General features: G+C 40.4%; 15 protein-coding genes. 7 read left to right on the plus strand and 8 right to left on the minus strand.

The features are described from left to right. Positions 1–196: 196 nt before the first annotated feature. The 4 genes from IYN84_RS18895 to IYN84_RS18910 are packed head-to-tail and all read left to right on the plus strand — an operon-like array spanning position 197 to position 3,931. Positions 197–2,419, plus strand: a complete 2,223-nt coding sequence (locus IYN84_RS18895) for a DUF5916 domain-containing protein (RefSeq protein ID WP_196140830.1) — start codon at positions 197–199, stop codon at positions 2,417–2,419. A 58-nt stretch (positions 2,420–2,477) separates the two neighbouring features. Then, positions 2,478–3,239, plus strand: a complete 762-nt coding sequence (locus IYN84_RS18900; protein WP_196140831.1) for an esterase family protein — start codon at positions 2,478–2,480, stop codon at positions 3,237–3,239. 51 nt (positions 3,240–3,290) lie between these two features. Further along, positions 3,291–3,719, plus strand: coding sequence for a hypothetical protein (locus IYN84_RS18905; RefSeq protein WP_196140832.1), 429 nt, complete (start codon positions 3,291–3,293; stop codon positions 3,717–3,719). Positions 3,720–3,727: 8 nt separating this feature from the next. Continuing rightward, positions 3,728–3,931, plus strand: coding sequence for a hypothetical protein (locus tag IYN84_RS18910; RefSeq protein WP_196140833.1), 204 nt, complete (start codon positions 3,728–3,730; stop codon positions 3,929–3,931). 587 nt (positions 3,932–4,518) lie between these two features. Here IYN84_RS18910 and IYN84_RS18915 read toward each other — a convergent pair. After that, a complete protein-coding gene (locus IYN84_RS18915; protein WP_196140834.1) occupies positions 4,519–6,072 on the minus strand; it encodes a LytTR family DNA-binding domain-containing protein in 1,554 nt (517 codons plus the stop codon). Positions 6,073–6,285: 213 nt separating this feature from the next. On the opposite strand from IYN84_RS18915, the gene IYN84_RS18920 reads away from it, so the two are divergent. Both IYN84_RS18920 and IYN84_RS18925 read left to right on the plus strand, forming a co-directional pair. Beyond that, positions 6,286–7,608 carry a serine hydrolase domain-containing protein gene (locus IYN84_RS18920; protein WP_196140835.1) on the plus strand — a complete coding sequence of 441 codons (1,323 nt, stop codon included), beginning with the start codon at positions 6,286–6,288 and terminating at the stop codon, positions 7,606–7,608. A gap of 139 nt (positions 7,609–7,747) precedes the next feature. Next, positions 7,748–8,470 carry a 1-acylglycerol-3-phosphate O-acyltransferase gene (locus IYN84_RS18925; RefSeq protein ID WP_196140836.1) on the plus strand — a complete coding sequence of 241 codons (723 nt, stop codon included), beginning with the start codon at positions 7,748–7,750 and terminating at the stop codon, positions 8,468–8,470. Between the two features lie 254 nt (positions 8,471–8,724). Here the strand turns inward: IYN84_RS18925 and IYN84_RS18930 are convergent, their stop codons facing one another. Together IYN84_RS18930 and IYN84_RS18935 are read right to left on the minus strand one after the other, a co-directional pair. Further along, complete coding sequence (locus IYN84_RS18930; RefSeq protein WP_196140837.1) at positions 8,725–10,320, minus strand: acyl-CoA thioester hydrolase/BAAT C-terminal domain-containing protein; 1,596 nt, start codon at positions 10,318–10,320, stop codon at positions 8,725–8,727. A 134-nt stretch (positions 10,321–10,454) separates the two neighbouring features. Next, positions 10,455–11,381, minus strand: coding sequence for a PD40 domain-containing protein (locus tag IYN84_RS18935; RefSeq protein ID WP_196140838.1), 927 nt, complete (start codon positions 11,379–11,381; stop codon positions 10,455–10,457). A 235-nt stretch (positions 11,382–11,616) separates the two neighbouring features. On the opposite strand from IYN84_RS18935, the gene IYN84_RS18940 reads away from it, so the two are divergent. Next, on the plus strand, positions 11,617–11,829 hold the full coding sequence (locus IYN84_RS18940; RefSeq protein WP_196140839.1) for a hypothetical protein: 213 nt from the start codon (positions 11,617–11,619) through the stop codon (positions 11,827–11,829). 106 nt (positions 11,830–11,935) lie between these two features. Here IYN84_RS18940 and IYN84_RS18945 read toward each other — a convergent pair whose 3' ends face one another. The 5 genes from IYN84_RS18945 to IYN84_RS18965 all read right to left on the minus strand — a co-directional run bounded on the left by IYN84_RS18945 (position 11,936) and on the right by IYN84_RS18965 (position 17,053). Beyond that, positions 11,936–12,907: a hypothetical protein gene (locus IYN84_RS18945; RefSeq protein WP_196140840.1), complete on the minus strand. Its 972-nt coding sequence runs from the start codon at positions 12,905–12,907 to the stop codon at positions 11,936–11,938. 82 nt (positions 12,908–12,989) lie between these two features. Next, positions 12,990–13,364, minus strand: coding sequence for a molecular chaperone DnaJ (locus IYN84_RS21025; protein ID WP_210330706.1), 375 nt, complete (start codon positions 13,362–13,364; stop codon positions 12,990–12,992). A 95-nt stretch (positions 13,365–13,459) separates the two neighbouring features. Beyond that, positions 13,460–15,070, minus strand: a complete 1,611-nt coding sequence (locus tag IYN84_RS18955; protein ID WP_210330708.1) for a P-loop ATPase, Sll1717 family — start codon at positions 15,068–15,070, stop codon at positions 13,460–13,462. Between the two features lie 285 nt (positions 15,071–15,355). Further along, positions 15,356–16,669 (minus strand): DUF3883 domain-containing protein, encoded by a 1,314-nt coding sequence (locus tag IYN84_RS18960; RefSeq protein WP_196140841.1) that lies wholly within the window; start codon positions 16,667–16,669, stop codon positions 15,356–15,358. Further along, on the minus strand, positions 16,670–17,053 hold the full coding sequence (locus IYN84_RS18965; RefSeq protein WP_196140895.1) for an HIT family protein: 384 nt from the start codon (positions 17,051–17,053) through the stop codon (positions 16,670–16,672). It lies immediately after the preceding gene. Positions 17,054–17,122: the final 69 nt, after the last annotated feature.

The following is a 17,122-nucleotide window of genomic DNA, read 5'->3' on the forward strand; positions in this document are numbered from 1 at the left end:
CCCATATTGTTCATCCGAAAAACTTTAAAGCCCGTATTCATCAATATTCAACGTATATGATTTGATATTCATCTGGCATTCATTGTCGGTCACATTGAGGATGGCCATTTGACTTACTCATAGGCTGTAGAAGATACCTTAGCGAGCTTAACGATATTTTTTAAACGATTATTATAAAGAAAACAGGTAACTCTAGTTGAAACTAATATATAAAATAATTTTGTTTTCCTGGATTATATTTTCAATTCAGGTAAAGGCTATCATTGTCGATGGAATAATTAACGATAAAGAATGGCAACACATAAAAAGTAGCAATACATTTACAACGGTTAGTCCATTTTCTCTTTCTACTCCTGAATATAAAACAGAAGTAAAGGTTCTTAGCAATGCGAATGGCATTTACTTTGCGATAATAAACCATCAACCTAAGTCGGCTCAAAGAAGCAAGCGTACCGCAAGGGATGCACACATGGTCGCCGACTATAATAACATCGTGCTTGATTTTGATAATAACTCGATATCCGCTTACAGTTTTACCGTCGCTAACGGAGGCTCAATTGAAGACGGTATTTACCGAAATGAAAATGATTATAGTTACGAGTGGAACGGTGTTTGGTATGCGCAAACTTCATCAGACGACGAACATTGGTATAGCGAAATTCACATCCCGTGGGATGTAGCGCCAATGGCGCTAGCCGATAATGATAAACGTGAAATAGGTTTTTTTATTTCCAGGCGTGTGGCTCACCTTTCAAAGACCTATGCTAACGCTCCAACACAATACAATCGACAAAGATTCATGTCGGACTTTAATAAAGTGAATATCAGTGACTTTTCAACATCTTCATTGCAGATGTTTGGTTATGCCTCTGTGAGAGAAGACAGGGTCAATGATGAGTTCTTTAGCGACGTTGGAGTTGATATTTTCTGGAAGCCAAGTAGTAACAAGCAGTTAAGCATTTCTCTCAATCCAGATTTTGGCCACGTTGAAAGTGATCAACTAGTGGTTAATTTTTCACCAACAGAAACATTCTTTTCTGAAAACCGTCCATTCTTTACCGAAAACCAAGGGCTGTTTGACGTTCGTGGTACAGAATCTTTACGTTTAGTTCACACCCGTCGTATTGGCGCCAAACCAGACATCGGTGACAGTGTTGGTGCAGACCTTTTAGGAGCGATGAAATTTACCAGCGTAGTAAATGAAATAAACTACGGCTTATTCTCAGCATTTGAAGATGGCGACAAATTATCTAAAGGCCGTAAATTTTATGTTGGTCGAGCCCTTACAAAGCAAGAAAAGTATAGCCTGGGATATTTGTTGACTCGTGTTGACAGACCCGATATCGATAGAAGTGCAACGGTAAACTCCCTGGATTACTCCTATAGCTTCAGCAATCATCTCAAACTAACTGGGCAGCTAGTTCAATCTCATGTCCATCTAACAGAAAATAATCATAGTGATACAGCTAATTGGTTAGAGCTAGAACATCAACTCGATGATAATTGGGCACAATCATTCCAATTTAGCTATTACGGTGATGAGTTTGAACCCAATGATCTCGGATACTTACCGCGTAATGATCTTTCCAGTATCAGTTATACCAATAGTTGGAAAAACCCAATTGTCGACAAGGCCAGCTCAGTCAAGGAGCATCGCCTGGATTTCGAATTTGAACGTAAAGAAAATACAAGTGGACTAAAATTAGTTGAATCGATTGTGCTGGCAGATACCTGGTCGTGGAAAGATGCCAGCAGCATTATGACTAGAATCACTTTTGACAATGGCGGTTACGACGACTTATTGAGTCGAGGTAACAACAGTTTGGAAAAAAACTCAGGCTTCAAGCTTGAGTTACTCTACTACGGCGCGAATAAAGAGACGTTCAACTACCATGTACAAGCTTATCTATATAATCAAGCGGTAAGTGGGAACGGTTATAAGATACATGGACATGGAACATATTTCTATAGTGATAATTATTCGCTAGATCTTGCAACATGGTACACTCGCTCTGATGAGTGGCTTGTCTGGCAACAAGACAATGATGTTACCAGCTATAGCCGTCATCAACTTTTGACCAGCATTAATTTCAACGCAACTATCGATGATAAACAAGAGCTGTCCTTTAAATTTGAATGGCTGGCGTTGAATGCAAAAACACAAAAAGGCTATAGAATCACTATGGATGGTTCTTTGCTGGATTCACAAAATAAAATTCAGGACTTTAGTCTTTCCGATACTGCACTCCAGCTTAGATACCGTTATGAGCTAGCGCCTTTATCAAATATTTACCTGGTTTATAGTCGCGGTGGAAGCGCATTTTTTGAAGATAGTGATTCGCTTAATTCGCTTTTTCAGCCCGGGTGGAATGAAAAAGTAGGCGACAATTTTTTGGTTAAAATTCGCTATCAGTTTTAGACTGAATGACCTGAACTTACTAACTTATTAAGTTTTAAAACATGTGCATATAAAAAAGATGAGATATAGAAAACTAGCAAAAAAATCATTTCATAGTGATATTTACCCGGGAACGGTAAGAGACTATTGGATACATACATCCGTAAATTATTCTCCGCAAAAAGAGGCAAATTTAATGGTTTTCCAAGATGGTTATTGCTACCTCGATGAAAATAGAACGATGCAGATCCCCAAGACAATCGATAAGCTGGTAGCAGATGGTCTGATACTGCCAACCATTTGTGTTTTTGTTAACCCGGGAATTTATCCGCAACCGTCACAGGCCCAGCAACACCCCGATACACAACGAAGCCTCGAATACGATACCGTCAGTGATCGATATTCACGATTTCTTGTGGATGAGCTTCTCCCCGAGGCACTAGTTGAATTTAATGTTTCCAGAGATCCAAAGTGCAGAGCGATTGCAGGCTTTAGCTCCGGAGGTATTTGTGCCTGGTCTGTTGCCTGGTTTCGTCCCGATTCATTCGGCAACGTATTGAGCCATTGTGGCAGTTTTGTCGATATCCGTGGCGGCGGACAATACCCTTCTCTGATTCGAAATTCACCTAAAAAATCAATAAGAATGTTTTTTCAGAGCGGTGAAAATGACTTGGACACACGCTACGGCAATTGGGCACTAGGCAATAAACAAATGGCGGCTGCTTTAAAGTTTAAAAAGTATGACTATCAATTTGAATTCGGTACAGAAGGTCATAACTTTAGCCATGGAGCAGAATTGCTAGAAAACTCAATCTGTTGGTTATTTGGCAATAATTGCTAATTCTTCCAATAGTAATTTTAAACACTCCCCTTTATTTCAAGGAGCTTCATCATGAAAATTAATATGTTTTTAATAGCCTCTTTAATGGTCGCGTCATCAGGCTGCTCTCAACAGAAGTCTCCTAGCGAGGTGTACGATGAATATAACTCAAAAGTAATCGAAGGTATTGGATACCAGGAAGATCTGGCCTATTTCACTCAAAGAAAGCAACGTGAAGCTGAAGCCAAACTGCAGCAATATATGAAGCAAATGAAGAAATCGCGGGAGCAAGTGATTGCGACCTATTTGGAGTTCTCCAGGGAAGCCGCTAAATGCAAAAAAATCGATCTCGTCAGTGAAACGCTAGAAAATGACACAGCCATACTGGAGTATTCGCAACAGGATATTTGCGGCAATGCTTCGACAGGTCCGGAAAAGCAAATTGTCCACATGAAGATGGAGCAGCGTTGGAAAATCGATAGCATTGAAATTAATCTTTAGCGCCTAAAATGGGAGCGACAATCACGGAAAGCTCTCAATCAATGGTAAACCTGCAATCGATCGCACAAAGTCACCGGTTGTCAAATGCTGATAGTAATAACCACCTCAAATCTCAAAGTTGGTCTCATGTTTTGTGGTGTGTTGATCCAAAGCCACATCCGGCGGATATTTCTCTTTTGATGCTGAAAGGGGCTCTCTGGATAAATTGGTAGTGCATGGTCACAGTTGTCTTTCTTTAGCGGATAAAGCAGTTGTAAAGACTAGACTATTGATGCGTATCCCATTTTGGCTCGTACGGCATATAAATGCTTGCTACTGATGAATGTCACGGCCAGGCGTTCAGTCGCCAATGTGCTAACGTCAGTTGAAGACTAATAGGCCTGCAAGCGTTGGCGATGTTTTTCGCGCAACTTGTCATGGAACTCCCCCGGGAACTGTTTATTTAACTCAATGAAGATTTAAAAAAGCAAAATAGACAGATATGCGAAAATTTCAGAAGTTGTTGATAGCAAACAGTCGAATATCGATGAGTTCCAGATTACCCTGCTCGGTCATCCAATTATTGCTTCAAACATGCTAGCTGCGCTTTAGCTTTTAACGATTGAGTCATGTTTCATCAGACGCATTTGTTTGGCGGAGTTGGCTCATCTGTTAGCTGATTTATCATAAAGCTGATTTGTCATTGATTTGGAATAACTTTTAATGGGTCGTAAAAATTCTTCCCTTGTTTAAAGCTTTTTCAAACAGCCCCTCAAATCCGTATTCTCGACCAGCCCCACAAATATGTGAACCTGGCTTCCTAAGCTTTCGTAGTATTCGCCAGGTCTCTCGTTTTGAGGAGCCCTCTGAGCTCTGCCACCCGGTATCGACTCACCGGAATGGTTTCGTTATTGCTCATTTGCAACCAGTACTTACTTCCTTCCGCCGACTTCAAACTCACAACCGCACCTAGATTAACAGCATAGGATTTATGAATCCGGATAAAGTTTCGTGGTTCGGTTTTCATAATTGTGCCCAGTCCATCCTGATGAAGTACGGACTGGCCATCGAGCAACAAAACGGCAGTAAAGTTACCTTCCCCTTTTAATGCATAGCAATCAGAAACCGGGATCTTCTTCTCTTCACCCCCCGATCGAATGATGAAGTGGCTCGCGCCTTCCTGTTCTGCCGGTACCTGATTTTTGCTTTGCTCGCGATTCTCAGCTTGCCTGTTGCCGTTAAATGGCAAAGTACCACTATAAGCCGAGGTATCAACATAAGTCCAAACCCAGGCACCACCGATTAAAATTAGAGAAGCGATAAACTGGAAGCTATCGAGGAAAAGACCGGTGGATAGTTTCTGTGAGGTTATACAGGCTAACCAGAAGATCGGTAATGTTGAAAAGTAACTGATTCGTTTTTTAATTAATAAAACAACGAAAACCAATGTGGGCGCCAGGGTTAACAAAGTAAAATCCTGCGCCAGTCTCTGGTCGCCACTATTCATAGGGATAAAGTAACTGGCAATAACCACCCCAATTCCCAGTGCCAGTATTATTTTTGAGAAGCGCGAATCATTCAGGCGATAACAGGTATATATTAAGGCGAATCCGGCTCCAAGGTTACCAAACCAAGCAAGCAGACCACGCAGCTCATGGTAGTGGTAAGGATAGTTAATAACTGCACGGGATACTTCCGACATCAGAGTAATAACGATACAGAATCCAAACAGTCCCAGCCCAGTATGCAGCGAATTGCCGGCACTGCGGCCGATACGAAAGCTTTGCAAACTCAGTGCGATGAGACCACTTAAAATCAGCAGCGGTACCGCATAGTAGCGCAGGTCACGTTGTCCATCCTGACGATAGGGAGCCACCCAGACAAAATGCAGGACCGAATCATCACGCACCAGTAAGTGCCGGGTTGAAATATGAAGTTCAATTTGATGCGCTCCGGGGCTCAGTAGTCTGGAAGGAACAAATGAGGAGAAATCAATAGGGCCAGCCGTTTCTTCCTCAATGCTGTTGCCTACCTCGCCTTTATTTCCAATCTTCTCGCCATCCCAAAAGATTTCAGCAGAAAAAGGCCCTCCCACCATCAAACTAATCGGACTCTTCCATTTTTCAGAGTCATCGATCTGAAGATTAAACCGAACCCGTTGTACCTTTTCGTGGGTCCCAATCTGGAAACGATTGCCGTCTACCCAGGCTCCTTCATCATTTTGAACTTCAAGCTCATAGCCTGACCAATAGATGGTTTCCAACACGGTTGTACGGTGAGTAATAAACATACCGACAACATAAGCTGTTGTTATTAAAAGGGCAAATTGCCAAACGCTCATTGCGCTTTTGGTCATTTTATCCGAGCTGCTCATCAATATCCCGAGTCATTTGTCACTTTATGGTTGTTCGAAGCCATGTATTCGACGTACTTATTAAAAGGAACAAGGTTGTAGGTGCAATATAAATTTATCAGGTCGAGATGTAAATTGAGATTGGATGCGAAATTAGAATCCTGGCTCACCCCTGCATCTGGCACTGAACTTAACAATCAGCTTTTAGGCAAAAATAAAATGAGGAGACTATTTGTGAATTGGAAGAAGGTTTTAAAATGGTTAGCAGCACCGCTCGCGGTTATCGCTATTTATGTCGGGGCGATTGGATATTGGGTTTGGCAATGGGAAAAGCCGCACCTTCCTCTACCAACCCGGCATCTGGCCCATCAGGATTTAGCCAATTTACCAAGGTCTGATGACAAGCAAACTCATCAATCGCAATCGGACGCAACTAGTATGGTCCATAGTGTTGCTCATAAAGCCCAGCAAAATATGCTTGATCTAGCGGAAGAATTACAATCGGTCTCCATGTCAGGCGCCATGGCCGTCGATGGCGAACTCGTATGGGCAGGTACCGTTGGACTTGCCAGAGTTGAGACAGAACAGGCAGCCAGCCTTAACACCCAGTACCGGGTAGGTAGCGTTTCGAAGTCCATCACGGCGGTAACATTAATGCGTATGGTGGAACAGGGGATGATTGATCTTGATGCACCAATCCATAATTATTTGCCCGATTATCCGCGCTATTCAACAGAAATGACCGCCAGGCAGCTGGTCAGTCACATGGCCGGAGTTCGTCACTATGCATTCGACATTACCCGATTTCCACCAACCGATGGTCTGTCCAATGTTGCTTACGCCGATGCAAATGAAGCGCTGGTTCAGTTTAAGGAGGATGCACTCCTGTTTAACCCGGGTCAGGGATTTTCTTATTCAACCCACGGCTATACTCTGTTAAGTGCCGTAATGCAGGCTGCCGCTGATAAACCTTTTGAGGATTTAATCACTGAGCTGGTTACCGAGCCACTGGGACTTACCCGGACCCAGGCTGAACATCTCTTAAAAAATACGGATAATCTTGCCGATTTTTATAACTCCGATGATGGTTTGTATGGCATTACACCCGAACAGAACCTGTCGAATAAAGTGGCGGGAGGAGGCCTGGTTTCCACTCCCACGGATTTGGTTAAGCTGGGCGCCGCCCTGTTAAATGGAGAACTGTTAAAACCGAATAGTTTTAATCAGATGGTTGAAGTTCAACCCATGTTTGACGGCAGTGAATCGACTCATAACTACGCGCTGGGTTGGCGTCACTATAAAACAGGTCATATTATCGACAAGGAAAACAAAGTGGATGTGATTCACCATGGCGGTGTCTCTGTAGGCGCGAATGCATTTTTGATGCTGGTGCCTGAATATAATATTTCGATTGCGATTCTTACCAACGGTAATGGTGAAAAAAGCCGGGGGGAGATTCAGATGCTGGCTTATCGTTTGGCGGGATTGGTAGTTAAGCAGCGATTGAATTCAGAAGAAGACAACAGGCTTGTGACTAACACTGTCGACCGTCATTAAAAACTAAAAAGGGCTGTGGGGTAAGCACAGCCCTTGATTGCTATTGAACCCGTAAAACAAAATCTCCGCTCCCTATATACATTTGAGACGACTTTTCTCATAATGCTCACCTATTCCTGCGGTTGTTGGCTGAAGTTCTATGCTTGGATTGTTAAGAGTTATATTTGTTTTCCCTGTCTTTATTGTTATTTGTATTATCGGCATGCTAACTTCACTGGTCCGACCATTTCACCGAAACAATACCTATCTTGTCGCTCAGCTCCTGTCAAAGCTAGCGCGGTTAGTGGGCATCAAAATTATCAATAGAGTCCCCAAGCATTTAACAGACTCCCCTAAAGTCATTATTGCTAATCATCAAAGTAATTATGATGTGATCACGATTTCAGGCGGGGTAACCCCCGGGGTGGTTAGTGTTGGCAAGAAAAGTCTTAAATGGATCCCGTTATTCGGGCAGTTGTATTGGCTTAGCGGCAATATTTTCATTGATCGTAGCAATAAGTCGCGCGCTAAACAGACGATGATTGATTTGTTAACGCATATGAAGCAAAGAAACTTGTCTATCTGGATGTTTCCGGAAGGAACGAGAAGCAAAGGCCGAGGTTTATTGCCTTTTAAAATGGGGGCATTTCATATTGCTTTGCAAGCGAAAGTGCCACTGCTTCCAATCGTTTTAAGTAACATTAATAATTTCTCGCTCAATCGTTGGGATAATGGCTACGCCATAATAGATTACCTTGAACCTATTGAAACAGAGAGTTTTAGCGAAACACAGGTTAAAGAATTAGCTAAGATTGCTCACGCCAGGATGTTGGAAAAGATTAAGGCGTTAGACGCTGAGGTTGCGGAGCTTAATCGTAAGTAACTTACGCTGGCCGCCCAATAGCTTCAATTGTTGGGATATAACCCAAGCTACCGAGGTGTTTATTATAAAATTGACATGGCCTCTTTTTGCTTTGTTCTACCCCGACTGATTATAAAATATCAAACGCTCAGAATCCTTTGACCCGCTGGTCCTTTTGATCCCGAGCAATTATCACGATATTCACGTAAATATCAAATTCGTTGACTCCGTTGATTTTCATTTTGTTATCTTGATTTGATTTCAACTATAAGTTGCTATAGCTCTAGCGCTTTATTGATACGATCAAGGCGAGTTTCTTTTTGTGCCTGATCGAATGTTTTGTCGTCTAACAGTCGCTGCTTAGCCAGCGTATAAAAATGGCGTTTATTTTTATAGTCTTTAATTCGATTATAAATAACCCCTGCCAGATAAGGCCCCCAATAGTCGTCGGGGAATAATTCGGTTGCGACTTTAACAATCTGCAACCCCTTCTCTTCTTGCTTTTCCGCCCAAACAAAATCCTGTGCCAGATCACCGAGGAGTTTTGTATTAATCGACGGGTTTTCACCTTTAAGATTCTCAATTACCATATTACGCAAAGCATCAATTCCTCCCACTTCAAACTCCCTTCTCAAGTCGTGCTTTGCCGGAGGTCTGGGCAAAGCGGCTTTGAACTCAAGCTTGGCAAAGTCCTGTTCAAATCCAAAAAACTGAGGCTGTTCCCGGATTGCTTTCAAAGCATGTCGATCCTGAGACAAAGTAGATTTAAAGAACGCGAGCCCGTAGTTAAGCAACAAACGTTGTTCAACATTGTGCGCGGATGCTTTTCCGGGCGCCACCTTGTTTCTAACGCCATCTCCCATATCGTCATGTTCAGAATCGGCCAGAATTATCCGATACACGTCTGCATATTTTGCCTGCTCATAGAACGCCCAGGTGGTTTTATCCGGTGTTGAAATATACCAGTCGGGTTCAGCTTTCAAACTCTGGAATCTTAAATAAGGTACTCTTGCTCTTGCAGGATCATACAAAGAATTCTTCGACAACAAAGGATAACCGGTGCTTTCTCTGGTCCAGCCTTCGCTTCCTTCTACGCTAACGACGCCACGCACATTATCGGACTGCATTTGTAACAAGGCCCCAACACTTCCACCTGAATGATACCCCCATACGCCGATGTTATTCCATTGCACAAAAGGCTTTTGCGCGAGGTAGTTAATGGCTAGTTTTAAATCCGCCAACCGCCACAAAAGGTCCTTTTCGTTTGCATATCCTGCAATGCCGGTGCTCGCCGAATCATTGATATAAGCAACGACGTATCCGTGACTTGCCAGAAACTCAGCGGTTGGCGCGACAAAGAAGTTAGCGTAAAAACCACCGGGTATCACAATTAAGGGAAACCGTTGATTAATGGGTTGAGCATTTTTTTTTGCGACCACTGGAGAGCTCAATAGATTCGCCAGGTCTTCTTCTTTTGCTCCTTGCTGAAGCGGATAGCCGTTAAAGTTTTCGATCGCTTTTTGCCGGTCAATGTCGGTGATTTCGTCAGTTCCTTTTCCTGGAGCGTAAGAGTATACGTAATTGCGCAAGGTTTGTTCACTTCCTGTTCCGTCTTTTGACGGGTACCAATAACTCACTGGAACGGTGCGATAGTGCTTTTGTTCAATCTGGTTTCCTTGATAATCAAAACGAGGCGCGGCAGTCGCTGAGAAATCGTTTATTGTCGCCCGCTTGTAACCGACAGAAAAGTCTCCTTTTTTTAGTTGCGGATCCAGAAATTGAAACGCCTGAGTTGCGCCATCTGGACAGAAAACCGCTAGACCAATGTAAATGAGTACAATATTCAATAAGCTTAAGACATGACGTCGCATTGATTTCCCCTGATTGCTAATTTAAACGCCTCCCGTCTTGTAACACAATTTGAGGAGAAGTTGGAATCAAAAACGGCCAAACCGAAATATAAATGCGTTAAATTGGGGTAGGTTCAATTTGCCCCCCTATATCCCTAAGGTTCGTCCGTAAAATAAGTGTCAATTAATTCGCTTAGAGCCAACCAATAAATGTCATCATTTCCGTTTCTATTACTCATAAAGAAAAGATACTTACCGTCGGCTGATATAGAAGGAAAGCTATCATTAAATTTCGAATTGACAGCTGGGCCCATATTAACCGCCTTTTTCCACCCTCCATGGTTGTCTCGAAAACTGATATAAAGATCTCCACTTCCTAAACTATCACTTCGACCGATAGACCAAAAAATTAAATATGAATCGTCTGGAGATATTGTCGCCCGCGCTTCTACAAACTTTGAGTTTATAGAACTACCCAGATTAACAGGAGATAGAAATTGTCCATCAACAACATCGGAATAGTAAATATCAAACTTTCCTTTTGTGTCATCTCTGATTGAAGTGAAATAGAGCTGCTGATTCAATGACATCGCTGGATTAGCTGCAAAATAGTTATTTACCGCGTCAGATACTGGCTTTGGAGAAAGCCAGCCGCTGGCGTCTTTTTTTACATACCATATATTGGGTAATCGATTTTTGTCTGTTTCAACCGGATAGTCAGAGTGAAAAAATAAATAATTTCCGTCACTAGAAAAACTTGGGTCGCTACTGCTATAGCCTTTGAATGAAAAGCTTGCAATTTCAGGGGGTGTCCATCGGTTTTCGATTAATTTCGATGTCATAATAACCCATTGCCTATCAAGCTCTTCCAGTCTTCTAGACCAGTAGATTGATTTTCCATCGGGTGCCACGGCAATCGAGCCATGCTCAGCTTCTTGAGTCGATACGATTCCTGGTGCAAATAGTTCAGGGCTATTTCCTGGAAGACTCATCTTCAAATACCCATCGGCATAGCAAGGAAATGCAGCCAGAAGCAAAGCCAAATTTCGCAAGTTCAAATTTAAACGAGCTAATGTTTTCATTTTGAAACCAAATTAAAAAATTGAACTCAAGCATAGCAGCCTTTTCGACAAATCTAAATATTGATAATGTTGAAAAATATTTAGCTTGATAGGCCGTATCAAAGGGCATTACACAGTAAGAGAAGTACTAATAAACTAAAAGGATATCCTGTAAATAAAAGATAAGGGGGCACCCATTTTTCTAAGCGAATCAATTAACTCTGACACCAATTTTTATATTGCTTTGCAAGCGAAAGTGCCACTGCTTCCAATCGTTTTAAGTAACATTAATAATTTCTCGCTCAATCGTTGGGATAATGGCTACGCCATAATAGATTACCTTGAACCGATTGAAACAGAGAGTTTTAGCGAAACACAGGTTAAAGAATTAGCTAAAGTTGCTCACGCTAAGATGTTGGAAAAGATTAAGGAGTTAGACGCTGAAGTTGCCGAGCTTAATCGTAAGTAACTTACGCTGGCCGCCCAATAGCTTCAATTGTTGGGTTATAACCCAAGCTACCGAGGTATTTATTATAAAATTGACATGACCCCTTTTCTTTCTTTTCTTTTCTCTTCTAACTTCTTTTACTAATCCCCATTGAAGAGGTGATAGAGTCGACACTTGCGAAAGGCACTTGCCCAAAGTCGACTCGAGAAGGCTGAAGAACAGAGACCAAACACTCCAGGCTCTTAACATCCTTAGCCAAAATGAGAGAATCAATTATTGCCCCATAGTGAGATTCCAATCTCGTATTATATCTATAGATAGAGAGGAAAAAGTGACTAAAAAACAAGAGAACTAACGTTACACCAACTCTAATCAGATTTGTGGAAATCATGCCACTTTGACTCGAATAATAATCCAATTTTCTTTTTAAAATCGCTTTCAGAATTTCATTATATTCCTTTAGTCTCGAAAAATTCGACTCAATACGTTTTTCATTAGCTTCAATATCTTCTTTGATCAACACCCAATAATTCAAAGCAGAAGAAAGATCTCGAAAGAATGATTTTTTGTACCTAAATTTCACGACTCCCCAGTTAGGAGGAAAGTTCTTTAGAACTTCATCGACATGTCTAGCAATATCTCCTTCAGCACTACCAATAAAAGAATCATACGCTTTCACATATTTTCTTTTAGCAGTAGGATTTTCATCAAGAAATTGCCTTAACTTTCTAGGATCTGTTTGCTTACTTGAAGGAATAATAACTTCAGAAGGCTCCTGAAGACTATTCAGAATGGTCATCATGAACATATTTATATCGCTAAGAGCATTTGACGCTCTCGTATAGTCTTCAATAATGCTTTCTATTCTATTTTTCTGTCTATTTAATTCACTTATTTCAGATTTAACATTAATATCTCCGCTAGTAACTCTTGAAGCAAATATCACCAACATTATGGCTGTAATCACAAGAAAAACAATTGCAAACAGTGCAATCATTGACTTTCTTCTTGCAGTTTTCTCCCTTTTTATTAGTTCATTGCGTAATACTTCAATATCTTTATGCATCAAACTACCACTAACTTTTTGTTCATTATTCATATATTTATATTATAAAGTTCTATTGCAATTCACGAAGCTAAGTCTTTTGACTATAGTTAGATTTAATCTTATCTTCTAGAGCCTATTTTGTTATTGCCACTTTATTGGCACCAGAAAAATAATAACCACAAACGGTGCCTATTATTGCGCTACTAAAAGCTAATATTTCCGAAAAATATTCAGACCTAAAGATCGCTGAGATAAAGATGAGTATTATCAACGCGACAACCATACCTAAGGCAAGTAACGGTGCTGTACGTTTATTGATTCTCTCTGTTAGCGGTTCTGCAAGACCGATACCGCCACAGGTACCACATGTAAGACCTCTTAAGTCCGTGCCTTTGATCTCATTACTCTTTATACAGACTTGACAAGATTTATCATCATCAGCATTTTTGCAGGTTCCAAGCCCATCGCAATGCTTACATTCATAGAGGTTTGATTTAATATCTTGCATATTACATCCTTGTTCTTTCACGCCGTTTGATAGAAGATAAACATTTAAACCAAAGTATCAAATTATTTCTTCAAAATAGCTATTCAACGCTGCATCTATTTTGCTTCAAGTAACTTATCAAAAAGATCTTTTTCCCTTACTCCCAATGTCTTTCGTAGCATCTTATGAATCTTAATTTGATTAATCCTTAATATCTGGCTTTTAGATAAAATAGACTGGCTATAATCTGCCCATTTAAATGGTTCCTTAGTGCTCACTTTCACACCTATCGCTCCAACTCGATATAGACACGAAATAATAGAGAAAGTTACGTCAGTATCAGTAGAGTTATTTGATTTACAATAATCTATAACGGCCTTGCCGCAAGGATCATTTGGATAGTCAATCAACTTACTAACTACGTCGTTTAACGACTCTGCAATGGCGTTTCTTGTGAATACAGCTGGCTTACCTCTCAAAACCTCGACTGTCTCTGTTAATCCGGGAAAAATACTGCCCCATTCTTCAAACAGAGATCTTAATCGCTTATTTGAGTAATTCGATTCTGCCTGAGAAATTGCTTTCCAGCTAATTCGAGGAGAGCCTAGAGCAGCGATAAAGCATTCATTTGCAAACTGTAGGGCGTCCCTAGGTCTACACAAAGTTCTGTCTAACAAATAATTAATTGCAGTTATCCCCCCTCCTTTTCTGGGAGAAGGAAATATATCATCAAACCTAACATCTTTTTTTGTATATTGTCGCTTGTAAACCACGCTCACTCGTTTTTGGATTAGATTAAATAGATCTCTCCTAGTCCAAATCAAAGGTAAAAAATATGACTCATTCTTGTCTTCTTGAAACCCAGAATCTCTGGTTTTATCAAAGACAATATCTAACAAATCTTTTCTCAAAGCTATTATAATTTTGATATTATTAATCTTTCTGAATGTTTTAATTTCTTCAATAAGCGCCTTAATAAATCTATAACGAGTATTTGTATCTGCCCAATTTTCGTCCAACCTATCGATTAATAAGAAATATTTTTTTTGCTCATCAACAAAGACTTTTTCTTCTAGTAAATCAAGGATCTTAGCCAATTTCCGAATCTGCAACTGATTAACGACCCTATTTGCTTTGCTGACAATTTCAGTTTTCCTCTCTTCACTTAGAGACTTTGCTCCATCGAGGTTAAGACTTACACCTATTAGCTCGGAACTGACACTAGACTTAAGCTCATCGCTCATTTTTTTAACAACTTCTATCAATTGCTCTTCTGTATCCAGCCAAAATTTTTCTCCCCACTCTTTAAAGTATGTCAGAGCCTCTTTTTTTACAGGATCTCTATCTACAAACTCTTGTAATCGAGACAATAATCCCTGACTGTCTTTCTCACTTGAAAGCGAGTACCTCATTTTCAAAAACTCAACAGTTATAATATGTCGCCATAACAACTTATAAAACAGGTCTAGATTAACACCAATTGAATCAAAGAACTGAATGATGTCTGAGTATTCTAAGAATCTTATTGAGATATTGTTTGGGTCAAGCATTTTATGATGCTCAGCCTTTTCTTCTATTTGTATTAACATTGCAGACTTTCCAGCCCCAGTCCTTCCAACAACAATACTTTCTGGAGCTTTAACATTCATTAGCAATGAAAGTTCACCATTATCTATAAAACAATCTTTTAAGAGTTCTCTATCTGTTTCCGCATCCAGGTCGCCCAACCTTAAGCCTCATTTAATCTTTATTTCATCACTCACAATTAGAAATCCTCGCCTATTTCAAATCCTTCTACGGAAATTCATGTGTCAATCAAAATTTACTTGAAAATAATTTATATTAAAAATAGGACTTGTTTAAATACTCAAATCAAAGCCAATTTATTATCGATTAATAAAATTGACGCTCTGATATTTTTGTTCTATATATCAAATACAACAAGAGGGTATTGATACAAATACTTAAAAGTCAAAAAAACAATTTAAACGCGCTTTATAGCAAAAGTGTGCTCAATAAAAACTAGCCCTATAACTCCTAGCATATAAATTCACATGCTCGCCCACAGCCCCCGGTAAAATAAACAACCTCGGCGAAGACTTATAATCATAAACCCTATAAAGCGAATACCTCTCTCGCTCTAAATTAGAGAATGCCAACTCATTATCACTAATAAAAAACGGCTGATATTTACCACTATTTGTGGTTTTCACTTCCACAAAAAGCTCGTCTTCTTTCCCTTCCTCATCTACAGAGAAAGAGCGAATATCGTATCCAAGTCCATCACCTTCTTCTTTACTTGACCAAACCACTTCTTTCGCTAAGTCATCTCGACCTAAGGTTGATAACCTTTGCTTTTCAAATCCCAGCACAAACTCTTCACCAAACTCACCCAACCTTCTATTATTAGCTTCCTTTTGAACAAAGTTAATTTGGCGAGCCAGAAAACGGCGATTGGGTACTTTTGGCAATACTATTCGTTCAGGAATATTGGTATCTAAAACATTAGTGTTAGTCGAATAGCTACGGATTTGAGCATCACTGGATAACCGATAGTCTTGTTTCAAAGATTCAGGATTGGCAGCAATATAGGCTAATACAGTATTTTGTAATTGCTTTTGGTAGTTAAAGGCGGGCTTGTAGCCTGAAATGTAAGACATTCCTAGTTCAATTAGGATTGCGCTAATATTCTGATACTTATACTCAACTGATTTTTCGCTACGTTTAGCCAATTGCTCGGCGAGTTTTCGAATATAGTGCGTTTTAACAAATTTCTCTCCTTTAAGTTCGAGCAAGAGCATTTCAAAATAAGACTTAACAGCTGCTTCGCACTCAAACCAATCCCACCCATTACCAACATCGAGTAATTTCTCCCGAGTTGCAGTATTAAAATCTAAATTTGAGCAAAGCGCTTCTTTTAAATATTTTCGAACGATGTCGTAGCTCAGTAACTCAAAGAGTTCATCAGTTAGATACGCATACTCAATGTACTTATGAATATCATTGATGCCACTAACTCGGCTGATTGCAGCAAACTCGTCTTTCTTTCCCGGCTTAGTTTTATGAAACCAGAAGCCACTCGTTTTAAGATGGAAAAAAGGAAGATGGGGATTATTTTTATCTTGCTCAGTACCTAGCTTATCTAAATAGTGTTTAAACTGATCTCTTAGCCATTCATTAAAATAGATTTTATTGTCTTTAATTTGCTCTGCTTCAATGCCATCGAAAACCGAAAGCAGCATAGCAACTTTATACGGGCTTTTATGACCGCCCGCTTTGTTCATATTCAACGATTGAAAGAGTTGCTCGTAATATTGAAGACTCATCTAATACCCCTGCTTCTGGGGTATCACACCACGCACTCCACCGCGTGGGCTCGACGAATCATTCTCCCGCCGAGGAATCAAATGCGCATGAAAGTGCATCACCGTCTGCCCAGCAGACTCCCCACAATTCATACCAATATTAAAACCAGTAATTTCGGGAAAGGTATTTTGAAGTTCTCGCTTATGGTTAACGATTAGTTGATTTAATTCAACCCGTTCATCATCAGACAAGGCAAACCAGTCCACCACACAACATTTGGAAATAAAAAGCGTATGACCTTCCGTCACAGGAAAAGCATCACGAATAACAACAAAACACTCCGATTCATCGAGAACTCGACTCGGAACTAACTGACAAAAATCGCAACCAACTGTTGCTTCCACTTCTGACAACTTCCATTACCCCAAAAAATACAGGCCAGCAATCCCTTCTCCCATACGGCCCATCAAAAT

The organism is Aliikangiella sp. G2MR2-5 (assembly GCF_015687155.1).
Classification (GTDB): domain Bacteria; phylum Pseudomonadota; class Gammaproteobacteria; order Enterobacterales; family Kangiellaceae; genus Aliikangiella.

Coding starts and splice junctions, on each gene's coding strand:
- IYN84_RS18910 (WP_196140833.1), top strand. CDS start 3,728: ATGGGAGCGACAATCACGGAAAGCTCTCAATCAATGGTAAACCTGCAA.
- IYN84_RS18915 (WP_196140834.1), bottom strand. CDS start 6,072: ATGAGCAGCTCGGATAAAATGACCAAAAGCGCAATGAGCGTTTGGCAA.
- IYN84_RS18935 (WP_196140838.1), bottom strand. CDS start 11,381: ATGAAAACATTAGCTCGTTTAAATTTGAACTTGCGAAATTTGGCTTTG.
- IYN84_RS21025 (WP_210330706.1), bottom strand. CDS start 13,364: ATGCAAGATATTAAATCAAACCTCTATGAATGTAAGCATTGCGATGGG.
- IYN84_RS18905 (WP_196140832.1), top strand. CDS start 3,291: ATGAAAATTAATATGTTTTTAATAGCCTCTTTAATGGTCGCGTCATCA.
- IYN84_RS18945 (WP_196140840.1), bottom strand. CDS start 12,907: ATGAATAATGAACAAAAAGTTAGTGGTAGTTTGATGCATAAAGATATT.
- IYN84_RS18925 (WP_196140836.1), top strand. CDS start 7,748: ATGCTTGGATTGTTAAGAGTTATATTTGTTTTCCCTGTCTTTATTGTT.
- IYN84_RS18960 (WP_196140841.1), bottom strand. CDS start 16,669: ATGAGTCTTCAATATTACGAGCAACTCTTTCAATCGTTGAATATGAAC.
- IYN84_RS18930 (WP_196140837.1), bottom strand. CDS start 10,320: ATGCGACGTCATGTCTTAAGCTTATTGAATATTGTACTCATTTACATT.
- IYN84_RS18900 (WP_196140831.1), top strand. CDS start 2,478: ATGAGATATAGAAAACTAGCAAAAAAATCATTTCATAGTGATATTTAC.